This window comes from Legionella fallonii LLAP-10, assembly GCF_000953135.1.
Lineage (GTDB): Bacteria > Pseudomonadota > Gammaproteobacteria > Legionellales > Legionellaceae > Legionella > Legionella fallonii.
In genome coordinates, this window is the sequence record NZ_LN614827.1 from 1,701,378 (window position 1) to 1,726,659 (window position 25,282).

The following is a 25,282-nucleotide window of genomic DNA, read 5'->3' on the forward strand; positions in this document are numbered from 1 at the left end:
TCATGTTATAATTGCTGACTTATTAATCAAGCTGATAGCAATAGGCATCATATGCTAAGAAAACATGAAAGATCCCATTCATTAAATTCTTTAGGTTTTTTTGAAGTGGGAAAAGAAGCATCTAAACCAGGAAAATGCCTGGAGTTATTCGTTGATATTAATTATACCATTATTGTTACTAGTTCACGAAAAGGCAGTGATAAAAAGACTGGCACTCTCTCATTACTTGCTGAGCATTACTCTGCAGTTTGGGATACAACTATCACTACTGAAAAGATGACATTTAAAGATTTTGTAACAAAACATTTATATCCAGGTAATGAAGTAGAACAGATTGAGCAATACACTAATTTTATAGAATTTTTAAAATCTAATAACCATCTTGAAATATTAAATGAAGTTGAAAAAGAATATGAAGAGATAATGAAAAAATTTGAGCAAAATGAACAAGATGACGATATTTTTCCATCATTTATCAAATTAATTCATCATTTGGAAGCAAATAAAGATACAACGCCTTATACCCTAATATTAAGAACACTTGGTCGTGATTTAGATAAAACAGTTGCTGAATTAGAAAGAAGAACACCCATTAAATTTATTTCGTATGCACATTTTGATAACGATGGGTATTTAGTAATTGATGATGAAAAAAAGAAATCCCTGGAAGAAATACGAAGTGTTATCAAGCCATTTGAACACGGTGCATGGCAGGATAATTATTCACGATGGAAAGCTAATAAATTTATTGCGGCTGGCAAACTATTCCCTATAGATTTCAATAATGAAAATTTAGTATCAGTTTTTTGGGATGACAATATTGGTGACAAGTATAAAAAAATTGTGTCTCTGCAATTAGCTTCTGGAGAAGTAATTACAGATTGTGAGCGATTTGAAAATGAATTAATTAAATTGAAACATCTCGTTCCTGTGCAAGCTAGAGAGGCCATCAAAGATGATGATTATTTCATTAAATTAAAAAACTTTGCCTATTATGGGACAAGTTTGCAAGATTCAAAAGAGTTAAAAAATTTAATACATACCCCTACCGTATCAGGTATGAATTACTAATTAATGTATAGATCTCGTTGCTTTGTTCATTCAACGAGCATTCAAGCAGGGCTGACATACGATTGGTGATGGTTCTAGGGTTGAAGCTATTACAAGAACAGAAAACTATACTCAGGAAGTGGTTAAGTACCTTATTATCCCTAATTGCATGACAGCATGTTAGCTGATTCGAATTTATGAATTGTATGATGACAAAAAATGCCCTAATTTACATTGGCTTATACAAAATTTATTAGCTAATGTAAAAATCAATTTATTGGCTACAGCCTAGACTGGCAAAGGGTTATATGGGCGTGCTGGAAAATTTCGTACCTTCCCGCAAAGAACCCCTTTAACAATTAATCAGACCTAATAAATAATATCTTTTTATTTTTCCTCTAAATCCTGAGGAGGTAATGCGGTAGCAATGAGGGTAGTAGAGTTTTTCATGACTATTCCTTTATGCTCGTCATAAGCAAACGCTATCCTTTTTGATTCTAAATTAAATTCCTCGCTCTGTAACCGATTAGGGTCTTGTTTAGCAAAATGATTATACATATAAGCATAAAAAATCAGTATTAAAAAAAACGTAATAAAAGATGCTATTCCCAACCAATTTGAATAATTGATAGTTGCTGTTGGCAAAAGAATTGTTTCAGATATACCGCACATCCAATTTAATGGCGTCATAGCATTGGCGCGATTATATTGTGTAACATCTTTTTTTCCAGCGCCTATTTTCATTTAAATTTTTCCTTGATAAATAGAAACTGTAAAATTGATCATTCTCAAGTTTTTGGCCTGATCTTCTATAAGCATGCCGGAAAAATAAAGTTTTATAGGTACTTTGCCAAACTGAAATGTTAAAGGATTTAATATTCCCGAAATAAGAGCGCTGCCAAAATTATTTAACAATATCTCTACTTGGTTATTTTTTAAACTGGTATTTATTACGTTATTACTAGGGTTGCCGTCATATTTAAAGACAAAATCAAAAGTAATATCTCTTCCAGGAAGACCTGTATTCTCGTTAGAGGTCGGTATATTTATTTTTAACCCCTCTAAAGGATTAAAGCAAAGTGATTCTGTTAATAAGAGATCAAATTCACCTGAAGAAACTTTTGGTAAAACCCTATTCATAAATTATCCATCAACTTATATTTTCATCTAAAATTATTAGCTAGCTAATGCAGCTAATACATGTTCAGGATCTTTATTTATTGCACGAAGCAAGGCTTTTGCTGGACCTGTTGGCTCTCTTCTCCCCTGCTCCCAGTTTCTTAATGTTCCAATATTAACGTCAATCAAATGGCAAAATTTTTCCTGTGTTAATCCAGTTTTTTTTCTTATCTCTTTTACATGAACAGCGTCAACTAAAAACTCTCGAGAAGGAACACGCTCACCATCAATAATCTCGTTCATCTGAGTCATACTTTCGTATAATCGCTCAAATAATTTTTTATCCATGATTACCACCGTTCGTTTAATTGTCGTAACATTTTCTTTTGATCTGCGGACAGATCATCTTGAATACCTTTTTTATAAATAAGTAACAGTCTTATTTGTGAAGCAGGAGTTACATAATAATAAATAACTCTAACACCGCCTCGCTTCCCTTTGCCTTGAGATGACCATCGAACTTTTCGTAATCCTCCAGTTTGCTGAATTACGTCTCCCGCCAAAGGGTTATCAGCAAGATATTTTTGAAATTCCGCATACTCCTCATCAAGCAGTAGTTCTTTTACATCCTCTGTAAAAATTGGAGTTTCAATAAAAATCATGCTTTTTCTTATTTTTCTTCTAATAAGATAAGTATATTACACGCATCAATGTAAGTCAATGGCGTAGTTTTGAAATGTATCGAAAACGGGGGTTTTGCGGACGCTGCTATTTATGAGGCTAATAAAGCTGTTTTCAAGTATTTGTTCATTTCGGGTTCACTTTCCTGCTTAAAGTCTGAATATGAGCATCCAATTAACTGGAGTATTATATGACTATGATTCACACCAATCCCTTATACCCATTATGAACATTAATTGACCTTTTTGTTTTGCAACTTGAATCTCTTCTACAGTAGGACAATTAAAAGAAATATCCTCAGTTAATGCAATGGGCTCCGTTTGCAAAAAAAATTAAACTTAAAAAATCTAAGTCTCAACTATATAGTCCTATTGATTTCTATAAAAAAAGGGTGCATTCCTTGTCTGATAAGGTGTATAAGCCTGTTTTAAAAGCAACGTGATCCATTTGCACCCGTATCCTGACTTTCCCCGTAATAAAATTCATTCCATTTTTTGCTCTACACGACTAAAATAGGTCATTTAATGGAAAAAAATATTAATAATGGATAATAAAACAATCAATTGCCCAATGAAGTTAATAGAAGAACTTGAGTCACTAAAGACTCAAGAATTCCTACTGCGTGGTCATTCATCGTCAACCTATTTCCTGCAGCCTCAAGCGTTTAGAGAACAAGATATAAAAAAGATAGCCAACCAATTTCCAATTTCTAATGAACTAACTCGCCATTGGAAACAAGGAGAAGTCTTAAATAAGATAAAACCATGGTCAAGTGGCGTACTACCCAACCCAATAATCACAGACAGAATATTAAGTTATGTACTTTATTTATTGCAATATAACTATTATTTAACACGCTATTATCAGGGGCTGAACCCCATTTATTCCTCTAATCTCGACCAAGAAATTGCAACCAGATTGCCTAGTAAAAACTTAGCCACTGAACAAGCTTTTATCGAATTAGCCGAGTATTTTTATCTCAAGATATTAACACGAATAAGCTTGGGGGGAACCATTGTCGCTAAAGCAATCCCTCCCCAAGAAATTACTGGCTATGATGAAACATGGCCTCAACATTATTCATTCCCTTCAGCTGCCTTAGATTGGACATTAAGTATTCCTGTCGCATTACATTTCGCAATAAGGTCATTTGAAGCACCGCCAAGCAGTGGTACTTCTCAGCTATCAATATGTTGTTTCAAACAAATCGATGCAAAAAATTCTCCTGTACAAGTCATTGAAAAAAGTGAGTTGAAAACGAATCCACGTGCCCTAAGGCAGGAAGGATTATTTACCTATTTTTCCGAGCCATGCTCTTTTTATATTGAGCATGGGACATTCCCAAAAATCGAGTCATATTCCCTTGATCAACGTCATTTTATCGTCTTAAAAAGAAATATTGAAATAAATAAACAAAATATAGAGGTTTTACGAAATTACACCCGTCTTCATAAAATAAATGACAATTTTTTACTCTTAGAGGATCACTATGATTTAAGTAAACCAAAATGTACTTATATTCCAGCCTGATGGGTGCCTTACTACACTCTGACCCGAGACACCTCATGCCAACGTGTTGTTTACGCGAGTGATTTAAGCTTTGCCCACATGTCCTACGGCTTGACTTGAATTTAGATCCTATTAAAGGAATAACAAGCTTAATACGATTTTCCTGATTTAATATCTAATTTTAGATTTTTTTGAGATAAATTTTAATTGAGCAGGTGTGTTGAGGCTGTAGTATTGAAATAAAAAAAACTGAACTTTGTTCACTCCTCCCATTCCTTAGTATCTACATTATAATAGGAGTCCAGCACTTTGAATTCATCAGGTTGAAATGCTTCTAAACATATGTAACATACATATGGAAAGTCGCTATAAATTATAGCACCATTGTCATTTTCTAAATCTATTGAAGAACCATATTGCTGTTGAACATAAATCGATCCCTCTACTTCAATTGAAATTGTATCGACATTAATTTCTTTGATAATAATGTCATTAATTGAGATGTCCTCAATAAAATGGTGGGTTGATAGGTGATCAATATCAATGACTGTAGATGAAAGGAACTCAGAGGTAACATGATCATATAATTTATCATTCAGTTTCTGAACAACACTTTCTTTACAGTTCTGGATCTCTGCAAGAAACTCAGAAAAAATACTCAGCTCATCTTGCACAATCTCGTTTAAACTTTTTGTCATATTCTCATAAAATATTTCTTCAGTAATATGCGTGTATTTGCTTAACTTATCAATTTTTTGTATTAAATCTTTTATAATATCATGAGCATCAATTAATAAAGACTCTTCAACATAATCAGGATCTATACCTCCATGTATCGCATACATCATTCTTTGTTTTCTAGTTATTTTTTTTGGATTCTCTTTATCATATGGAATAAACCATTGAGAACCTAAAACTTTTTCGTCGGGACTCATTCTTGCAAGAACTTCCCTTATCAATTCACGAATTGCATACAAAAAATTACTCAACCTTAACCTACTGTTGTTTTCTAAATTTTTTATTGCTTCTGCAAAAAAATCTTTTTCAAAACCATCCAACAAATGATTATTAATAATATTTATAATATCATTTTCCACGTCTAATTCCTTTTAAAACGCGAACCAGATGCTTTAAGTTTAGTATATATCCTTGATCTTAAATTCTAGGCTGGGATAGGAATATAAAATGTATTTTTTAAGGGTAGAGTCATTATTACTTAAGTTTTTTATAATATTTATCGAATTCTTTTACTATATTAGGGCTGTAATAAATTTTGCGTCCGCTATTGGGCTTAGATGGATTAAGGAGTCTCTCATAGCAATATTTTTTATTATCTATTAAACCTCTCTTGATCTCATGGAAAGGTTCATTTATTTTAAAATTACTATATCTTTTGTATAATTGGGTCGTTAATACGTCATAATCCCAAGGGTATTTATCTAATATTCCTTCATCAGATAGGTATACTTTAGGAGCGGTTTGCTCATGAGTTTGTTGAGCAGTAACTCCTGGTTCATTCGATTTTACTTTCCGCAATTTTACATCTATCGCTAAAGTAAGATCAAAATTTGTTGTGTCACTATTTGCATTTTCCTTTTCAAGATTCTCTATAAATTTTAATAGTTTTTCTCCACATTTATTTAATGATTCACCTGTTGCTGAATCAAAATCCCTGAAAAATGATACGGGCATTAGATAAAAATTATATTGCTCAAGCCCACATCCAAACCACTCATCAACTAAATGTAAATAGTTTTGTAATGAAGCGGTGCCATACTCCTGTATTTTCACATTCAACTTAATGTCATTGTTAATAAAATGTGTTGAATTATCTCGTATTTCCATTATTGAAATAATATTATCCTTCACTACCTTTGGCATCTTTAGGCCATATTCAAAGGTTATTTTATCGAATGCATCAAATAAACTAACCGTCATTGGATTTCCAGATCGATTCCTCTTTTTTGTTTTCTTCTTTGCTTTGCTACCATTTTTTAGAGTTCTATATTCCCAAACATGAAGCGAGGAGTCGTTATTATTAGATAACTGCAGTATTTTTGCTTTTAAAAGCAATTCCCAACTATTTATACATAAAATAGAAAATATTTCCTCACGATATTTAAAATCGGGCTTATTATAAATCTCAATGGCTGAAAGCATTCCAGATATAGATTTATCCAACATTGACCTGACTCGGGATTTCATTATTTTCTCTAAACAATTAATGAATAATTTAAATTCAATAACTTCAGAAAAAAAAATTTGTAGTTATTGGTTGATATATTTATATAGTGCAGTCTTTCCTACTCCAACCATCTTGCAAATTGATTGTATTGAATGTTTTTTATTGGCATATAAAGTTTTAACCAACTCTTTTTGCTCATCACTAAGTTTTTGCGGCCGCCCTCCTTGGCGCCCTCTTGCTCTTGCGGCTTCAAGACCAGCAAGAGTACGCTCCTTAATTAGGTTGCGTTCAAACTCTGACAAAGCTCCAAACACATGAAACATAAACTTACCTGAAGGTGTTTCAGTGTTAATAGCTTCGGTAACGCTATGAAAACCAATTCCTTTTTCCTCCAGTTTACTAACATAAGAAATAAGGTGCTTTAGAGAACGACCTAATCTGTCTAATCGCCAGACAACCAAAACATCTCCTTCTCTAAGGAAGTTTTCAACTTTCTCTAATCCAGGTCGTTCAGATACAGAACCACTAATCTTATCCGTAAAAATTTGCTCACATCCTGCCTTTTTCAATTCATCCAATTGTAAGTCTAAATTTTGTTCATGTGTTGATACTCTGGCATATCCTACTCTCATTTATTATCCCTTGTAGTTCAGAAAGGCTAAAAGAATAGATTAAAATGAACTTTGATTAATGTATAGAGTTTTCGAACTGGTTTTCGCGGTGATTTTTAAATTTTTGCACATCCGTTTTAGGCGTTCACAAACCCATCGTTTTTCGGACCGAACGATCCTATCAAAAGGGTGTAGTTATCTCCTTCTCGGCTACTCATATACCTCCCTGCTTAGTAAAAAAAATGGTTAAATGGTGAGCAAATAAATATTTAGTACTTTATTTAACCATCAGGTTAAATTCTAAGACCTGCCAATTGACGCGTCAATAAATACAAGTTTCCATCCTATTCTAACAATAAATTATGGGCCCACTGACATCAGGTTAGATATACCTCAAATGGACATGTGAGTTTAATATAATATCGTTTTGCTATTATTAATAAATAGCTACTTGTAAAATTCAAACTCAACTAATAGCGCTCTGTTGCAAAAGGATAAACTAAATATCAAATGAAAGGATCTATAACAAGTGGTTATAAAAAATAATAGCAAGACTTCGTATGGCTTAGGATGTTACAGATTTCTCTCTTGCTACAGAGACGAAAAGACACATTTCCGCGGACAATCAAGATTTGATCATCCGGGATGCGCTCATAAAAGGCCTCGCACTCCGGAACTTGCGCCCTGACGTAAAAATTGTTTGGAAACGAGACCACATTGCTGTGATCCCGTTTCCAAACAACCATAGATTCATCGTTGGATTTCTTTTATTTTCGCCTCGATCCCTTCGCGTGAGCAATGCCATCAGCAGGATTTAATGGCCATTGATGTTTAGGATAACGTATCCGTAACTCTTTACGGATTTCTGAATAACCATTTTGCCAAAAGCTTTCTAGATCGCTTGTTACCTGCACTGGACGAAAATTCGGCCCTAATAAATGCAGTACAATTGACACACTCTGAAATAATATTTTCGGCGTTTCTTCCCATCCAAACACTTCTTGGATGCGTACTCTAAGAAAGGGATGTTCAACCGTTGAATAATGAATGGATATCATGCTACCACTTGGAACTTTTAACTTATTTGGGAGTTCGGTTTGTAAAATACTACGCAATGTTTCAGATATATTTAGTTCAAAAAAATACACTAAATTTTTTTGCAGTACGAAGGTCATTTTACTTTCACCCAAACATGCTTGTCTAAATACAGTTAAGCAAAATGATTTTTTTAATGCATCTCCGTCGAAAAGACTTTCCAATTCATCTTGTATATGAGGGGGTATTAATGCCTTATGGAATCGTAAAAATATAATCTTTTGATACCACTCATGTAAATTTTCATTTTTCTTCAGTGTGCTCGCCCAATTGTCAGTTAATATATCAGGCAATTTTTCTGCAACGTGTACAGAGGTTGCCAGCGAAAAAATCGGTTCTTCTATAGGTAAATCCCAAAGTGTTTTAAATTCCCGCTGATAAAATTGCGATTTTTCTGCTTCAAAAATGATGTCTCTTTTCTGTATTATGTTGTCGGAAAAGTATTTGAACAAAAATTCTTTATTTATCCCACTCGCCTGATTAATCAAAGTTTCAGCCTCGCCGCTTTCTTCAAAACCATTCAATGCAATAAAAAATTCACTCCTTTTCACAAGCGTTCGATCTGATAATTTTACACCACGACCACCGACCATTAATGCACGACCAGAGTTCTTACGACGTCGACACAAACGATCACCAAAAGATAACATAAGGAGTAACTGTCTAGCTTCATCTTCTTCACGATAAGCAGGGGGCTCTGCTTTTTTTAATTTTTTAGCAAGATCTAGAATCTGCTGATAACTTTGCGCGACAGTTTGTAAAATTGTGAAATGACCTTCATGTGAAGAACCATCTTTTAGAAATTTATTCAAAATTTTTAATCGCGCTGCAACATCACATTCAAAATGATCTGCTTGAAAATGATTCGTCATTTCTTTCCGTAGAATATCGCGCTCTTGTAATAACGCTGCAATTTTTGCAGCCAGATCGATGCAATTATTTTCTATACCTGCAATTAATAGTCTCCCCAAACGCAGAGGTAATGGGAAGTCCAAAAGCTGGCGACCTATTGAGGTTAATTCATTGTTATTTTTGATAGCGCCTGTCGCTTGTAAGCTAAAGGTCGCACGTTCAATGTTGACACGGGGAGGTCTTTCAAACCACGAAAAATTCTGAAAATTCGAGATATGTTGATTAGCTAAAAAAAGCAAACTATCGCTTAAATCTGAACGTAGAATTTCTGGAATACTTGTTTTCACAAATGAACTTTCATCATGTTGATTCCACATCCTGTAACAAACACCTGGAAATTGTCGGGCAGCTCTACCAGCACGCTGAATGGCACTCGCTAAGCTAATTCGCGAAATTTCCAGGCGTGAAAATCCAGTACGTAAATCTTGTTTCATTATTTTTACTAAACCTGAATCTATGACGGTATCAACACCGTCTAAAGTAACAGAAGACTCAGCAATATTAGTTGCAAGAATAATTCTTTGCGCTGAAGATTTTTGTAATGCGATACGCTGAGCTTCCAGAGGAAGACTGCCATGCAGCGTGATCACTTCTATTTTTTTGCTTTCTTTCCAATCAAGTAAGTTTCCTTTAGCGCGTTCAATTTCACGTGTACCCGGTAAAAATACTAAAATATCTTTATCAGTCTGTCGCTGTGCTTCTTTGATGACTTGAGATAAATGCTCATAAAATTGATATTGAGGTGTTAGTAATTGGGTTGATTTTTGATAACGTACCGTTAACTCAAATAATTTTCCAGGCACGGAAATGACAGGACAATTACCCAAATATTCAGCAATTTTTTCTGCTTCGAGTGTCGCTGACATGACCACAATTTTAATATGATGCCCTAACTCTTGTAATTCACGTATTAATCCTAGTGTTAAATCAACGTATAAGGATCTTTCATGAAACTCGTCTAGAATCACAATGTCTACATCCTCTAACTCAGGATGATAAATCATGTGTCGGGCCAGCAAAGCTTCCGTCATGTAAATTAATCTGGTTTTATGCGATGTTTTATTGACAAAACGGACTTGATAACCAACCTCCTCACCGACTAGCCAATTATTTTCTTCTGCAACACGATGAGCAGCAGCAATCGACGCCATTCTTCGAGGTTCTAGCACTAATATTTTCCCGGCTACAACAGAAAGCAATTCCGGAGGCAATCGAGTTGTCTTGCCAGCACCAGGTGCGGCTGTTATTACTAAATTAGTATGAGATGTTACCTTCTGTAAAATATCATCTATAAAATCATCTATTGGTAAATGAGTTGAGCCTGCTTTTAAAATGATTGTACCCTCAGTTGAAATTTTCAAATAACCATTTGAACTTGTAATTTAATGAAAATGAACATTTCTATAAATTGACTTCTGGCCTGGATTCTATTAAAAAAGGGGGCTGATTGAAATTTAATCAATAGCAATTTAAGAACCGTAGATTTATCTTATTCTTAATATTCTAGGAACGTTCAATTATCGAGCGCCAAGTTTCTGTTGAAATTATAATTATTGGTCTTTAGATACTTTTGTTAGAACCCCTCTTTATCCGTTATTGGAGTGACAAAAGAAATAAAAGCCCTTTCTTCTCTTCATCACATCAATGAACTGGTCTTGATTTTGAAGTTCGAGTTCCCATATATACAAAATGGTCATTACTTATCTTTATCTATAATAATACTTGTTGGAGGTTTATACCTAGCTCTATAATTATCAGCAGAAATAGATACACCTCTCAATTTCAAATATTTGTAAAACGTCGCTTTGCTTAAATCAAGTTGCATGCAAATCTCAGCAACACTAAGCTTTCCTTCCTTGTAAAGTAACTCTGATGAGTGCGCCTTTCCTTGAGCAGACTTTGATAGACCAGCCGGACGCCCTCCCTTTTTTCCTCGCAATCTTGCTGCTTCTAATCCTGCAAGTGTCCGCTCTCTTATCAGTTCTCGTTCAAATTCCGCAAGAGAACCAAATATATTGAATATTAATCGTCCTTGCGCAGTGGTTGTATCTATCGGGTCATTCAGACTTTTAAGACCCACTCCTTTTTCCAGAAGATTATTTACTAATGTAATTAAATCTTTAAAAGATCGCCCTAGCCGATCTAATTTCCATATGACTAAAACGTCATCTTTTCTAATATCCTGAATTAATTCATCCAAAGCCGGTCGGTTTATTGCAGAACCACTAATTTGATCTTGATAAATTTTCTCACATCCAGCTTTCTTCAAAGCATCAATTTGTAAATTTAAATTTTGGTTGGTGGTTGAAATTCGAGCATAGCCAATTAACATAGAGGATTTAGTTCAATATAAGGTTATATGTAGTCTAAATTAAACATTATATAAATGAAACAGTTTTTTAAACCGAGATGTGATAATGAAATTAAAAATATATACAAATATTGAATGGTTCAATTATACGGTGGTTTGTTTAAACTCTACAATCTTATTGCTTTATTCTTGCAGATTGCAATAATTTTAAACTATTCCTCGGTCGTATTATATGAAAACACTGTTTAATAAATTTGCCGTAGATTTTTTCGAAAAGGCATCTAATGGGCAATGTTTGTCAGCACTTGTATTTTTTGATGATGAAATTAGCAATCACATTGATCATAGACTTTTTGATAACTACGTTGATTCCTGGTTTACCATATTGATCCATGAATATGAACGACTCCCTGAACAGGTTAAAAAGCTTATTGATTTTGAGATTGACGATATTGACATATTTGCATGCCCATCTTCCGAAAATCATCTTAATTAAACTCTTTTGAAATTGTTTGCTAATAGCTGGAGTCAATTGTTTCCATGATCATGCATGACCACTGATCGAAAGAATTGGACAAAGTAGGAGATGTCATTTTTCTTTAGATCGTGCTGTGAAGTGTAATTTCAAGGCCTATTTTGATGCTTTTTTTAAATAAAATCAATCTAATCAATTAGATAAGATCATAATCAAAGGAGATTTTTCTTGTGTTATTTCAGAACATATTAAAATCACTCAGTTTTTACAATATTGCTTAATGAAATAGAATGAATCAATAGACAAAAATTTTTTTCCTTGACACAAGCCCATAACCAGCTACTTGCTTGGATCAAGCAACAAAAGAATGGCTGATTTTGGCACTTCACAGCACGATCTTTAGTCCCTGGCCCTATAAAAAGGCTCAATTTCCAAAAAGTACTTGTAAAACTGTTCTGACCGGGATAAATCAATAAAATCTACAATCATGCCAGCAGGTAATATACTGTTTATCCTGTTGGATGCATTATGAAATAGTTCCTTCAAGTTTCCATTTCCTTTAACAGCAACGATGAGATGTGGGCCAACAGGGGCGCCTTCGTCAATGATTTGCGCAATATAACCCTCAAAAACATTCTCAAATTGGCTAAAGCAATTTTTTAACAGCTCTATCAATTGAGTTGGTTCAACTGCGGGTTGCCCAATAAATATCCTGGTTCCTGCCGCAACAACATGTTCTCTTATCCCGTCAAATAAACTTCCATCCAATAATGCTACAAGCTCCTTCGTTGTAAATTCTTTACTGTATTCACTACCCGGATTTAATATGCAGGGTGCGCATTTAATGGCATTTAAAAAATCCTGCATGTTTATTCTGGCATAAGTAGCGGCATTTTTAGTAAAGTGAAGAAGATATTCGGGTGAGGAGAAAATAGGGAACAATTCCTCATTTTTTTGATTTTTAACGCAAATAAGCGAAAGGGTAGCGCCATTGGATGTGTCTATCTGACCCTCATTAACCTCGGGATTCTGGTTGATCAGATAGATGTCTGATGTTAATAAACAACTATAAAAATCTTTGCGCTTATCCGGATTATTAGCTGCCAATTGTAAAGCGTGGCTTAATTTATCTTCGGTGTTCATTATATCGTGTTCCTTATTTTATCAGAAACCATATCTCTTCAATCAATAGTTGATATTTTTTGTTTACGCGTACTCTCTCATATTAGACCACTGCAGGTAACTAATCATTATTATCCATCACAAATTTATGACTTTTCTTTTATATAGATCCATAAAATTTTATACGTATCTTGGACTGTATCCATTATTTATGATAAATAAGGTACGTTATCTACCCCAAACATTATCATATCTGCCCAACACCATAAATACCCTCTGCCCTCTTAAATTGTTCTGGGATAATAACTCAGCTCACTTTATAATAGCGCATCAGGCTATAACCCCGGATTTAATAATGAACATCAGTCAATTAGACGTAGAAGATAAAATAATCGAAATCAGAAACAAACATGTCATTATTGATAGTGATATCGCTCAGTTATATGGCGTAGAAACTAAAAGAATTAACGAAGCCGTAAGCAGAAATCCAGGAAAATTTCCTGAAGGTTATTTGGTTGAACTTACTGAACAAGAAAAACAGGAGGTAGTCGCAAATTGCGACCACCTAACTTCTCTAAAGTTTTCACCCAATTTACCTAAGGCGTTCACTGAAAAAGGCCTTTATATGCTGGCTACTATATTAAAAAGCCCAAAGGCAACGGAAACCACTTTAGCCATTATTGAAACATTTACCAAAGTAAGAGAAATATCGCGCACCATTAAAGCAATACCTCAAACACCTCAAAACTCACCAAAGTACCAAGAACTCATGCAAAAATTGAGCAGGGCTTATGGTAGCTTAATCGGGCAAAATTAAATGGAAACGGTACTAGTTAAAAATCGATTTATTGACTACAAACCAGACTGGTGAAGGGTTGTAAGGATGCTCTGGGAAATTTCGTACTTTCCCACGAAGAACCCCAAATATGGGCATAAGATAAAAATATGCCCTTTTGAAAAAGTTTAGTATTCCATAGCCATCAGGTTAAGGGGTTTTCCTCGTCCATTCTCGAACCGTTCGTGCTGAGGAAGCGCTTTAGTGCTGTCTCGAAGACTTGCGCTGGTCTTGGTGGCGTAGAAAGGCTTCGAGACAGAGTGTATCTTCACAGCTTGAGCAAAATTTTATTACTCATTCAGTTCTTCTAATGAGCAAGAATTTCTTTACCTGCCGGCTATGGGTTGTAACCCCAATAACCATTGGACCAATATAGACCCAGCCTACTTTAATTGACGCGCTACATTAGGGTGTACATGCGGTAACAGTTACACCGCCAGGTATGTTTGCAGGATTGTATATAGAAAGATTATTATCTATATCAGCTTGATTATTGGAGTAAGTATTTCCAGAAACACAGGCCTGAGCCAGATCCATTGTAGTTGGAGTGCCTGCAGAGCCCCCCACTAAAATAGCGCCGCCCCTGTCCTCCTCAGCTGGAGGGGTTCTTAGTGCAGTATTTTCTGTAAAAACATTATTGAAAATCTGCGCATTTCCAGAAAACTCAACTGCAATAGCACCACCTCCTGGAGCCATCGTCGTCACTGTAGAACTACCACCACTAAAGAAGATGGCCACAGAATTAAAAAATGATAAAGGCGATGAGATGTTACCAGGTACTCCAGAAATGGTATTACTGGCAAAATTGCTACCGAAAATTTGTGCTGTTGGTCTTAAAGGAGAAGCAAACACTGCATTTCCATAATTAGACGCAAAAATTGCCCCTCCTTCCAGTTGAGCATTATTATTTGAAAACGTAGAGTTGCTAACACTCGTAGGTATAGAATCTAAATAAATTGCTCCACCAACACCACCGGTATTACTGATAAAAGTAGAATTGCTAATAGTGGCTTGTGTTCCTGTATTGGGAAGAATTCCAAAAACATTCACACCACCTCCGCCAAATGCAGCACCAACATTACCAGTGAATTGAGAGTTCGAAATAGTTAAAAAATAAGACGTTCCATCATCAAAAGGAGTATGAAAGAAAATGGCGCCACCACCAAAACCCGTTAAAGTGGTAGAGTTTTGCGTAAAATTTGAGTTAGATACTGATAAATTGGTATTAATAATACCCAATGCACCACCACTTGCATCTGGAACAGGGCCATTGATAACATTACTATTAAAATTACTTGATTCAATGATAACATCTCCACCATCTTTGCTACGCAGCCCGCCACCATTACGAAATGCAATATTTTGCTCAAATTGACTTGAGGTAATAATATAACCGGCATCAATCAAATTTTCTAAGGCACCACCACTCCCTCCTGGAAATAGTGCTGAATTACTAATAAATATGGACGTATCTATCATAATTAAGGTGTCTGTATCTATTGCCGCTATAGCCCCGCCTCCGGAGGCTAAAACAAGAAACTCTCCATTGAGAATCTCCGACACGAAAGCATTAGCTCCATCACTTGTATTTTGTTCAAAGACAGTTTGACTGAGTGCAAGCGTTGAGCCATAACGTGCCAAAAGCCCTCCACCTGCAGCATGCTCATAGCTTAAACTTTCGAGCACATTATGAAGACCTAGAACGCCGCTATCAGGTCCATTTGCATAGCCACCTCTGATGATCAAGCTATCAAGAGTCACGTTTTTGACTCCCGCACCAGGAGGAACATCACTTCCGGCCATAAGGACATGCCAAACTTGATTATTGTTGCCACTAGGAACATAGGGGGCAAGACAAGAAGAGGCCATATCACCACATAAAATAGTAGGGTGTAATTGTCCATTCCTTTGGTCACGATTATTTTCCGTACCAGTAAATCCTCCATATATAGCGGTATTACTTGGTAGATTAAATGTTGCTAGTTTAGGGGTGTTGATACCATACGCCCCTCCAATCACTCCTTGCGGTGAGTACACTTGGGAGGGTTTATACACCCCTTGCGCCACCCAGATTTCAATAAGGCCTGGAGTTGCTCCAGCTGCTTGTAATGCGGATTCTAGATTATTAAATGCATTGCCCCAACTACTGCCATTACCATTTGCAGACTTGCTGCCATTGACATAAAATATCGTTGCCTTAGCTATGGTAATATCCAAGATATCTGTATCGCTTGGTTGATAACACTGAAGGCCATTTCCATTAGAGCAGACTTGAGGCCCTCCTTTCACGTTTCCCCGTAAACCAGATCCGCTAACCACCAAAGTTAAAGTACAATATTGTTTATATCCTAGTCTAAAAGAGCTGCCGCAATTCCCAGCGCCTTGGGTCACTTGCTCAATACCTTTAATAGGACTCATGGTCAACGTATGTGTTCTTTTTGATTGATTAGTTACAACATATTTCACTACAGCAGTTCGTTCTGCAGTTATTGATATATTGGGGGGAAAATTTGTATCCGAAGTAAATGTCCAAAGAGGAGTCCCCGCATGAGCCACAGTGATAAGACAGCAGGCACCTAAACCAAATCCTAATTGATGGATTAATTGTGCTAATTTCATATGATATCCTTATATCGTATCGCTGAAGTTAAGTGCGCAGTAATAGCTCCACCCTAAAAATAGAGCATTTTGCAAGTCTAAGTGTTCACCTCATATCACCGAAGACATATTTGTCCCATATTGAACTAAAAACGTCCTGAAAAATGCTCACTTACGGATGTGTCAACTTTGGCCATTTTCGAATTGCCGACGAAGGCCTGCATCCATAAAATGTTTAAAATTAAATAGAGATCGACTTTCGCCAGTAATTCGTCTAAAAATAATAACTAACGTAAGATCGAGATAAAAGGCATGAAAATACGTTTTTTCGTTCAACTTATGCTCAAATCTAACATTCCGCCAAGATCCAAACATTAAGCTGAACAAAGTTTAATTTAATTGCTACTCATGATCGGGATGAACAACAAAAATTCCTGGGGCATTACGCAAATATTCATTGTAATCCATTCCATAACCAAAGATGTAATGGTCTTCTACCTCTAATCCGACAAAATCAGCCTGTTGGAGACCATTAGGCACTCTTTTTCTATATTTATCTACTAATACAGCACTATATACTTCCGCAGCCCCCATAGCTTTAATTTCAGCAATAATAGCCGCAAGTGTTACACCACCATCTAGAATGTCATCAACTACTAAGACGGTTCTATCAGTCAAATTTGTCGTTGGTTTAACCTTCCATAAAATTTCCCCGCCAGTAATATCACCTCTATATCGAGTAGCATGAACATAATCTACTTCTAAGGGGAAATCTAAGCGTGGTAACAAATTACCTAATGGGACTAATCCACCAATCATGACACAAATAATTACAGGGTTCTTATCCTGCAATTCCTCATGAATTTTAATAGCCATTCTATCTAAAGCGGCCTCCACCTCATTAGTGGTAAATAGGCAAGTAGACTGATCATATACTGCCTTTATTTTATCGGGGATAGTCATTTAATTTTCCTTGAAACGTGATGCTAATCTCATAGATTATTTTTAAAATAAAATTCCACACCTTTTGATAAGATGTAGCTGCGAGACTAAAAGTTTTATAATCAATCTATTATTTTTCTATTTTTCCTGTTCCTGGAAAAGGGCTGACTTTATTACCGTAGCCTAAGTTATCCTTGACTTTCGCTGTGCCTTGTTTTGCTACTTCATCTATTCGAAACACTGAGTGTGCAGGTATAAAAGTACGCTTCACCCCGTTAAATTCCATTTTAAGTCTTTCTTCTGAAGGATCTACAACTAGCGCAGTTTGTTCACCAAACACCAGCTCTTCAACCTCTAAAAAACCAAAAATCTCACTTTCTTTAATAGAGCGCGCATATATCTCATAAATTGCCTCTTGATTGGCAAATGTAATTCGAAATAATGTTTTTTTAGTCATTAAATAAACCTTTTTATAAAGCACAGTGAAGTATACAAAAATAAAGGGGCAGTATTCAACCTAGAAAAACAGTTGGGCTTCATTGTGTGGTTCAATAGGAATGTTTTGTTATTTAAATAACGTAAAACAAAACATTATGGTATTTCAGCCAAGATAGTAGAAGGAGCAACCGACTCCACGGGTTCTGTAATTAATGAAGGCATTATATGCTCATATTTTTGAGCAATATAGCAATAAAATCCGGAGGGAAACGGCCACAACATTTTTCCCACCTCCTCAAAAAAAGTAAGCCTCTTAATTAATGACTTATTATTAACCGGCGGAATATAGCAGAAGTTATTTAATGAGCATTGTCTATAACCTCTTTGTAAAAAAATCCTATTTATATTAAACGGCGTCCGCAATTTGACATATCGCTCGCTATAACAGCTCAATAACCCGCATTTCATTGCGCCGCCCCAAAGACTCCATGGGTTTATACTCAATAACACAATAAAGCCCATCGGCTTTAATACTCTATCTATCTCATCTATTAAACTAAAGCTATTGCCAAAAGGTTCAAAAGTTAATGGGGCTAATACGCAATCTAAACTATTTCTATTTAAAGGAATGTGGTTAAAAGCACTCTCTAGATGCACTTTATTTCCCAAAGCAAAGGGAGAAACTATCCATTTCCGTTTGAAATTAAGTACTTCTAACCATGGGTTTTCACCACAATGGCCTAATTGAAGTAGCGTTTCTCCATTTAAATAGTCACTAACGGATTTTAATTGATCACTAAACTCATTAGCCACAGACAAACCTAACGGTGAACTAAACCATTTATCTAATGCGCGATATTGCTTTATTTGTTTCTCGATCAACAAAATGATGCCTTTTCAAATAGTTAATCCTCAATTAAACTACAATACAACGAGTTTCGTATCCAAACAATTTATTTTTCTTTATTCTCAATTCATTCCGACTGTCTAGTAATTTCTCAATAAATCCAGGAAACGTCATTTCGAACGAAGTGAGAGATCTCCGGGCATTCGCACTGTGCCTAAATTAGGAAATGATGTATATGCTCAATGCAACTTAAGTGATATCATCGTATTGAGTCCAATACACAAGTCAAAACAAGGAAGCGAGATGAAATTATTTTATGTCTATAATGGCGAATAGACAAAATGGCATGCGATCATCAGAATGCAGCGACAGATAAGCAGTGGGGATGAATTGTCAACAAGCCCTAAAATTAAAATATAGATACATTAAAAAGTCACTATCCCGCTCCTTTTATCATCCCATGATGAGTTACATAGACAATAAAATTTAGCTAAAAATTATTAATATTATTAAACATATAAACTATAGTTATAAATAACAAACATTTTGATTAAAATATATGATTGCAGTGGATGAACATAGACTACAAGGGATTGGACAATTATTAGTCCTTGAGAAGCTTTTGGATAAAACAAAGGCTATAGAATATAGCAAACTTGCCGCAGAAGAAAAAACTCCCTTATTGCAATATTTAGTTAAAAATAACATATTATCAGCAGAACAAATTGCCCTCACCGCAGCTCAAAGCTTCGGTGTCCCCTTGCTCGATATTACCTCCATAGAGATTGACAGCATTCCTGTAACCCTAGTCAATGAAAAATTGATTCGTCGTCATGCAATGATCCCGCTATTCACTAGAGGAAATAATTTATACTTAGCGACCGATGATCCCAGCAAACAGGCATCTTTAAAAGAAATACAATTTCATACTGGATTAAATACCAATGCAATAGTAGTTGAAACAGATAAGCTGCATGCATTTATAGAGCAATTATTATCTGAGAAAGAAAACGAAAGTCTTGCAGGATTAGGTGACGGGGCTAATGAGTTAGAGGGTTTCGAAATCAGTCCTGACGATGAGGAACATGATACTGAAACTCAAACATCAGTTACAGACGACGCCCCTATTGTTAAATTCGTTAATAAAATTTTGCTAGATGCGATAAAACAAGGAGCATCGGATATTCATTTTGAGCCTTATGAAAAAGATTATCGTATTCGGTATAGACAAGACGGAATCTTGCGTGAGGTAGCAACACCTCCCCACAGCCTATCCGCACGTATTACTGCCCGTATCAAGGTAATGTCAAAATTGGATATTTCGGAACGAAGAATTCCCCAAGACGGTGGTTTTAAAATGAAAATCTCTAAAACACGATCTATAGATTTTAGAGTAAGTACCTGTCCTACTTCTGGTGGTGAAAAGGTTGTCATGAGGGTTCTAGATCCAGGCTCTGCAAAATTAGGAATTGAAGCTCTAGGATTTAGCCTCATTCAAAAGGCACACTTTATTAAAGCAATTGAACGGCCACAAGGCATGATTCTAGTCACGGGCCCAACTGGTAGCGGTAAAACAGTAAGCTTGTATACCGCATTAAACATACTCAATACAAAAGAAGTTAATATTTCCACTGCAGAAGATCCAGTGGAAATTAAAGTACCTGGAATAAATCAAGTTAATATCAACCCCAAAGCTGGATTAACCTTCTCAGGTGCATTGCGTTCTTTTTTACGTCAAGACCCCGATATCATCATGGTTGGAGAAATACGAGATTTTGAAACGGCAGAAATTGCGGTAAAAGCAGCTCAAACAGGACACTTAGTTCTATCGACCCTACACACCAATAGTGCAGCAGAAACATTAAACCGGCTGGTCAATATGGGAATACCTACTTTTAATATTGCCAGTTCCGTTACTATAATCATCGCTCAACGACTCGCTAGAAAGTTATGTGATAACTGTAAAGAACTACGAGATGATTATACCAATGCAGGCTTAATAGAGCTGGGATTTAATGAAAAAGACTTAACCGATATTAAATTATATAAAGCTGTGGGCTGCAGCCAATGCACGGGGGGTTACCGAGGTCGCGTAGGATTATTTGAAGTACTTCCCATGACAAAAGCTCTTGGCCAGTTAATCATGTCAGGAGCGAACTCTCTTGATATATTGAAAGTTGCCCAATCTGAAGGGATGCTTACAATATTCCAGTCAGGATTAGAAAAAGTGAAAATAGGTATTACAACCATCGAGGAGGTCAATCGGGTAACCGTTGAATAATTTCATGGCCAAAAGTAGAGATTTAGTTTTAACTTTTCACTATGAGGGAGTCAATAAAACTGGCCAAAAAATAGCTGGAGATATTCAGGCTAGAAGTCTTGCTATAGCAAAAGCTGACTTACGTAAGCAAGGAATTATTGCTAATAAAGTTATCAAAAAAAGAAAGTCCTTTTTTGACAGAAAAAACAAGAAAATTACGTCCGGAGATATCACTGTTTTTAGTCGTCAACTGGCCACAATGATCGAATCTGGCATTCCATTGGTACAATCTTTTGATATTGTAGCTAAAGGACAAACTAACAATAAATTAAAAAATCTGCTAGAAACAGTTAAACGAGATATTGAAACTGGATTAACGCTATCAGAGTCGTTAATAAAACATCCCGCTTATTTTAATCAATTATTTTGTAATCTTGTTGATGCCGGTGAAAAATCTGGCTCACTTGACACCATGTTGAACAAAGTTGCCACCTATAAGGAAAAAATTGAAACAATAAAAAAGAAAATCAAGAAAGCACTGACCTACCCCATTGCGGTGCTTGTAGTCGCTCTTATAGTAACAGCAGGCCTACTTATCTTTGTTGTGCCGCAATTTGAGTCTTTATTTAAAGGATTTGGGGCTGATTTACCTGCCTTAACCCAAGCCGTAGTCGATATGTCAAAATTCTTCCAAGCTTATTGGTACCTCATATTTGGCTCATTAGGAGCGGCACTTTATGCCTTTATTTATGCCAAAAAACATTCATTGAATTTTGCTCAAAACCTCGATAGGTCATTATTAAAATTTCCTGTCATCGGAACCATATTACAAAAAGCAGCTATTGCTCGTTTTAGTAGAACGTTATCCATTACATTTGCTGCAGGCTTACCTTTAGTTGAGGCGTTAAAATCAGTATCAGGAGCTACAGGAAACATTATTTATGCCAAAGCTACAGAAAGAATTAGAGAAGAGGTCTCCACAGGACAACAGCTCTACACTTCAATGGAAAATACGCATTTATTTCCTAATATGGTAGTTCAAATGGTCGCAATTGGTGAAGAATCAGGCGCTCTAGAAAAGATGCTAGGTAAAGTGGCTGATTTTTATGAAGAAGAAGTCGATAATGCTGTAGATGCACTAAGCAGTTTATTAGAACCAATAATTATGTCAATATTAGGTGTTTTGGTAGGTGGATTGGTTATTGCGATGTATTTACCTATATTCAAACTTGGCCAAGCCATTTAATGGACTAAGAAACTCAAACCTATAAAGGCATACTCATCAAATGATACAAGAGCTCATCGCAACCAGCCCATGGTTTATTTATTTAGTCATTGCCCTATTGTCATTGACTGTAGGTAGCTTGTTAAACGTAGTTATCTATCGTTTACCTATTATGTTACAAAATGAATGGAAGCAGCAGTGCTGTGAATTATTCGCCATTAAAGAAGAAGAACTCAAATCGAATATTAATCTTTTTTTCCCCAGATCATTTTGCCCTCACTGTAAAAGCTTAGTTAGAGCCTGGCAGAACATTCCGCTAGTAAGTTATTTACTTTTGAGAGGACGATGTCATCAATGCCATCACCCTATTTCTATTAGATATCCTTTAATTGAGCTATTAACTTTATTATTGTCATTGTATGCCAGTTGGCACTTTGGATTGACCTTACAGCTTCCTTTTGCATTACTAGGAATTTGGTTATTAATCTGTTTAATTTTTATTGACTTAGATCATCAATTATTACCAGATAATCTTACTTTAAGTTTGCTTTGGGTAGGCCTTATTGCTAATACTCAAAATCTATTTACCACGCTCCCTATCGCGGTATTAAGCGCCGTTGCTGCTTATATTAGCCTTTGGCTTTTTATTAAATTATTTTACTTGATCACCGGAAAAATAGGCATGGGGCACGGCGATTTTAAATTATTCGCTGCATTTGGTGCCTGGTTTGGCTGGCAGTATTTACCTCTAATCCTTTTATTTTCTTCAATTACCGGCGCTATTATTGGCTCAATCTACCTAAGTGTAAATAATAAATCGAAGGAAACGACCATCCCATTTGGCCCATTTCTTTGTATAGCAGGACTAGCTTCTATGTTTTGGGGACAAGCTATTATTAATTGGTATTTACGATTATGGTTCTAAGCCTCAAATGTTAGTCTCTCTATTAAAATTGATTTTTTTATCCTAGGAACTATATTTTATAAAGAACTCTATTATATGAGTTCTACTTATAAAAATAGGGACATAACCGAGAAGTTGAATAAGAAAAATATAGAAAATTAGTTTAGCTTCATGATAATGTGGCTTAACTAGATGTAAAAATTAGAAATTTTATACTTTCTCTTCGTTCAAATACTTTAAAGGAGTTTTAAAATGGATAGTTTAAATAAAAAACAAAAAGCCCATGTTGCTGAAGCCGCAGCCAATCTGTTACATGAAAGTAAACAATATGCTCATGAGCTCTATGAAGAAGGATTAAATAAAGTTAATGAAGCAGAAAATAATGTTAAAAAGCACTCCGACCAACTACTGAAAAAAGTGGAAGAAAATCCATTAACCTCTGTATTAATAGCTGGCGGTATAGGCTTTTTATTAGCTAAACTAATGAAAAAATGACAAAGTTTTTTGAGCACATTGAAGGGCTTGTTAATAGTAAAATATCAGTTTTAAAAACTCTATTTTCTATTTTTAAATTAGAAGCAAGGCTTGCTGGACTAAGTGTTTATCCCTTGCTGCTTAATGTATGTATGCTATTTGTTATACTCATTACGCTATGGCTATCTACTATGCTGGTAATCGGCTATTTAGCTATGTTATTTTTACAAACCCTTCTTCAAGCTACTTTATTTATTATTTTAGTTAATCTCATTTTATTTTTTATCCTGCTCAAATACCTTACCTTCAATTTGAGCAATATGAGTTTTGAAAAAACAAGAGCCTACCTATCCCCAAAAGAGAGTAGTAAAGATGACAAACTCAAGACGCCAATTGCGAATAGAGATAGCGAAATTGGAGCAAGTGTTACAACATCAACAAAAACGAGTGATAAGGCATAAAACTAGAATTAATAATCAAATGATATGGCTTATGTTACTCATACCTGCATTTCTATGCGGATGGATGATTGCTAAAGAAAGAAGGATTAGCAATATAGGAAAGAAACTAGTAGAAATAAGCTCTTTAACGGCCAAAGCTTATTTGGAAAAACAAATTATTAATATTTTTATGAAGCATTTTAAGCAGTAACTGTCGGGCATTCTGGATGTGTAGAGTAGATTCCTTGATTACGCTAACGCTGCATCAAGGCCACCTATTCTGAACGCTCGTATTACTATACATAAGTCAAATAATGCATTACATCATCGCTCAGTCCTTGTACTAAATCCATGTAGCCTTTTTTTATCACAGCAGTGACTGTTCCGACATCATTTTTACCCAGTCGCTTATCATTAATTGAGCGGATAGGTGTTATCTCTGCAGCGGTACCAGTAAAAAAGGCTTCGTCAGCTTGATACGCATCATAAAGGGAAATATCCGTTTCAATGACACTAAAACTCAAGGTACGCGCTAATTTTATTACTGTATCACGAGTAATGCCTGAAAGAATCTTTCCTAAAGTCGGAGTATAAATTACCCCGTCTTTTACCATAAAAAAATTTTCACCAACTCCTTCAGCAATATATCCACTACTATCTAGCAATAACGCTTCATGGTAATGTGTTCCCTGTAGTTCTAAGGAGGCTAATATACTATTAACATAATGGCCGCAAATCTTAGCATCAACCACTGTTGACTCGGGATGTATACGAATATAACTGCTCGTTTTGACATCAATACTTTCATGAGGATGATAAGCCCCCCATGGCCAACAAGCAATAATCAAATCAACAGGATTTCCTACGGGATTAACTCCCATTTTACCGTAACCATAGAATGCAAGCGGACGAATATAACCTGAGTCTAGTTTATTTTTAGAAACCACTGCTGTAATTGCTGTCGTTACTTCTTCCTTAGAATAAGGAAGATTCATTTTTAAAACCGCCATTGAATAGAAAAAACGCTCAACATGATCATTTAAACGAAAAATTGCAGGACCTTTTGGTGCTTTGTAAAACCTAATCCCTTCAAACGCTCCACCACCATAATGTAACGTGTGGGATAATACGTGAATTTTTGCGTCTGCCCAGGGAATAAACTCACCATTGTGCCAAATTACTTCTGTAGTTTGCATCATAACCATCCCCTTTTCATCAATCAGACAATTTATTCTTTATCGTAAACTCT

Annotated in this window: 25 protein-coding genes; 10 read left to right on the top strand and 15 right to left on the bottom strand. The window is 35.5% G+C overall.

Annotated features, from left to right (window positions below; all coding sequences use genetic code 11):
- Positions 1-51 precede the first annotated feature (51 nt).
- Positions 52-1,071 (top strand): hypothetical protein, encoded by a 1,020-nt coding sequence (locus tag LFA_RS06885; protein WP_045095528.1) that lies wholly within the window; start codon positions 52-54, stop codon positions 1,069-1,071.
- Between the two features lie 366 nt (positions 1,072-1,437).
- Here the strand turns inward: LFA_RS06885 and LFA_RS06890 are convergent, their stop codons facing one another.
- The 4 genes from LFA_RS06890 to LFA_RS06905 are packed head-to-tail and all read right to left on the bottom strand — an operon-like array spanning position 1,438 to position 2,831.
- Entirely contained in the window at positions 1,438-1,794 is a 357-nt protein-coding gene (locus LFA_RS06890) for a hypothetical protein (RefSeq protein ID WP_045095529.1), read from the bottom strand.
- Complete coding sequence (locus LFA_RS06895) at positions 1,795-2,190, bottom strand: DUF6864 domain-containing function (protein WP_045095530.1); 396 nt, start codon at positions 2,188-2,190, stop codon at positions 1,795-1,797.
- A gap of 36 nt (positions 2,191-2,226) precedes the next feature.
- A complete protein-coding gene (locus LFA_RS06900) occupies positions 2,227-2,517 on the bottom strand; it encodes a helix-turn-helix domain-containing protein (protein WP_045095531.1) in 291 nt (96 codons plus the stop codon).
- A gap of 2 nt (positions 2,518-2,519) precedes the next feature.
- Positions 2,520-2,831: a hypothetical protein gene (locus LFA_RS06905; protein ID WP_045095532.1), complete on the bottom strand. Its 312-nt coding sequence runs from the start codon at positions 2,829-2,831 to the stop codon at positions 2,520-2,522.
- Positions 2,832-3,393: 562 nt separating this feature from the next.
- Here LFA_RS06905 and LFA_RS06910 point away from each other — a divergent pair.
- Complete coding sequence (locus tag LFA_RS06910) at positions 3,394-4,380, top strand: FRG domain-containing protein (protein ID WP_045095533.1); 987 nt, start codon at positions 3,394-3,396, stop codon at positions 4,378-4,380.
- A gap of 239 nt (positions 4,381-4,619) precedes the next feature.
- Here the strand turns inward: LFA_RS06910 and LFA_RS06915 are convergent, their stop codons facing one another.
- From LFA_RS06915 to LFA_RS06935, 5 genes are all read right to left on the bottom strand, one after another.
- On the bottom strand, positions 4,620-5,456 hold the full coding sequence (locus LFA_RS06915; RefSeq protein WP_045095534.1) for a pPIWI-associating nuclease domain-containing protein: 837 nt from the start codon (positions 5,454-5,456) through the stop codon (positions 4,620-4,622).
- Between the two features lie 115 nt (positions 5,457-5,571).
- Positions 5,572-6,543, bottom strand: a complete 972-nt coding sequence (locus LFA_RS06920) for a DUF3644 domain-containing protein (protein ID WP_197541205.1) — start codon at positions 6,541-6,543, stop codon at positions 5,572-5,574.
- 84 nt (positions 6,544-6,627) lie between these two features.
- Entirely contained in the window at positions 6,628-7,176 is a 549-nt protein-coding gene (locus tag LFA_RS06925) for a recombinase family protein (RefSeq protein ID WP_045095536.1), read from the bottom strand.
- A 746-nt stretch (positions 7,177-7,922) separates the two neighbouring features.
- Positions 7,923-10,523, bottom strand: a complete 2,601-nt coding sequence (gene hrpB / locus LFA_RS06930) for an ATP-dependent helicase HrpB (protein ID WP_045095537.1) — start codon at positions 10,521-10,523, stop codon at positions 7,923-7,925.
- Between the two features lie 335 nt (positions 10,524-10,858).
- Positions 10,859-11,494, bottom strand: a complete 636-nt coding sequence (locus LFA_RS06935; RefSeq protein WP_045095538.1) for a recombinase family protein — start codon at positions 11,492-11,494, stop codon at positions 10,859-10,861.
- Between the two features lie 211 nt (positions 11,495-11,705).
- Between LFA_RS06935 and LFA_RS06940 the strand changes: the two genes are divergently transcribed.
- Complete coding sequence (locus tag LFA_RS06940) at positions 11,706-11,969, top strand: hypothetical protein (RefSeq protein WP_045095539.1); 264 nt, start codon at positions 11,706-11,708, stop codon at positions 11,967-11,969.
- 378 nt (positions 11,970-12,347) lie between these two features.
- Here LFA_RS06940 and LFA_RS06945 read toward each other — a convergent pair whose 3' ends face one another.
- Positions 12,348-13,091, bottom strand: a complete 744-nt coding sequence (locus tag LFA_RS06945; protein WP_045095540.1) for an enhanced serine sensitivity protein SseB — start codon at positions 13,089-13,091, stop codon at positions 12,348-12,350.
- A gap of 334 nt (positions 13,092-13,425) precedes the next feature.
- On the opposite strand from LFA_RS06945, the gene LFA_RS19420 reads away from it, so the two are divergent.
- Positions 13,426-13,887, top strand: a complete 462-nt coding sequence (locus LFA_RS19420; protein ID WP_045095541.1) for an ORF6N domain-containing protein — start codon at positions 13,426-13,428, stop codon at positions 13,885-13,887.
- Positions 13,888-14,310: 423 nt separating this feature from the next.
- Here LFA_RS19420 and LFA_RS06955 read toward each other — a convergent pair whose 3' ends face one another.
- The 4 genes from LFA_RS06955 to LFA_RS06975 all read right to left on the bottom strand — a co-directional run bounded on the left by LFA_RS06955 (position 14,311) and on the right by LFA_RS06975 (position 18,768).
- A complete protein-coding gene (locus LFA_RS06955) occupies positions 14,311-16,524 on the bottom strand; it encodes an autotransporter outer membrane beta-barrel domain-containing protein (protein ID WP_157010306.1) in 2,214 nt (737 codons plus the stop codon).
- A gap of 381 nt (positions 16,525-16,905) precedes the next feature.
- Positions 16,906-17,466, bottom strand: a complete 561-nt coding sequence (locus LFA_RS06965; RefSeq protein ID WP_045095543.1) for a hypoxanthine-guanine phosphoribosyltransferase — start codon at positions 17,464-17,466, stop codon at positions 16,906-16,908.
- A gap of 109 nt (positions 17,467-17,575) precedes the next feature.
- Positions 17,576-17,902, bottom strand: coding sequence for a DUF1820 family protein (locus LFA_RS06970; protein WP_045095544.1), 327 nt, complete (start codon positions 17,900-17,902; stop codon positions 17,576-17,578).
- Between the two features lie 134 nt (positions 17,903-18,036).
- A complete protein-coding gene (locus tag LFA_RS06975; RefSeq protein WP_045095545.1) occupies positions 18,037-18,768 on the bottom strand; it encodes a methyltransferase domain-containing protein in 732 nt (243 codons plus the stop codon).
- A gap of 521 nt (positions 18,769-19,289) precedes the next feature.
- On the opposite strand from LFA_RS06975, the gene pilB reads away from it, so the two are divergent.
- The 6 genes from pilB to LFA_RS07005 all read left to right on the top strand — a co-directional run bounded on the left by pilB (position 19,290) and on the right by LFA_RS07005 (position 24,244).
- Positions 19,290-21,011, top strand: a complete 1,722-nt coding sequence (gene pilB, locus LFA_RS06980) for a type IV-A pilus assembly ATPase PilB (RefSeq protein ID WP_045095546.1) — start codon at positions 19,290-19,292, stop codon at positions 21,009-21,011.
- A gap of 4 nt (positions 21,012-21,015) precedes the next feature.
- Positions 21,016-22,236: a type II secretion system F family protein gene (locus tag LFA_RS06985; RefSeq protein WP_045095547.1), complete on the top strand. Its 1,221-nt coding sequence runs from the start codon at positions 21,016-21,018 to the stop codon at positions 22,234-22,236.
- Positions 22,237-22,276: 40 nt separating this feature from the next.
- Entirely contained in the window at positions 22,277-23,140 is an 864-nt protein-coding gene (locus LFA_RS06990) for a prepilin peptidase (protein WP_045095548.1), read from the top strand.
- Between the two features lie 231 nt (positions 23,141-23,371).
- Positions 23,372-23,614, top strand: a complete 243-nt coding sequence (locus LFA_RS06995; RefSeq protein ID WP_045095549.1) for a hypothetical protein — start codon at positions 23,372-23,374, stop codon at positions 23,612-23,614.
- Complete coding sequence (locus tag LFA_RS07000) at positions 23,611-24,054, top strand: hypothetical protein (RefSeq protein ID WP_065814366.1); 444 nt, start codon at positions 23,611-23,613, stop codon at positions 24,052-24,054. The genes LFA_RS06995 and LFA_RS07000 overlap by 4 nt, the downstream gene beginning before the upstream one ends.
- A gap of 31 nt (positions 24,055-24,085) precedes the next feature.
- On the top strand, positions 24,086-24,244 hold the full coding sequence (locus tag LFA_RS07005; protein ID WP_157010307.1) for a hypothetical protein: 159 nt from the start codon (positions 24,086-24,088) through the stop codon (positions 24,242-24,244).
- Positions 24,245-24,329: 85 nt separating this feature from the next.
- Here LFA_RS07005 and LFA_RS07010 read toward each other — a convergent pair whose 3' ends face one another.
- Positions 24,330-25,232 (bottom strand): branched-chain amino acid transaminase, encoded by a 903-nt coding sequence (locus tag LFA_RS07010; RefSeq protein WP_084602133.1) that lies wholly within the window; start codon positions 25,230-25,232, stop codon positions 24,330-24,332.
- Between the last annotated feature and the right edge of the window lie 50 nt (positions 25,233-25,282).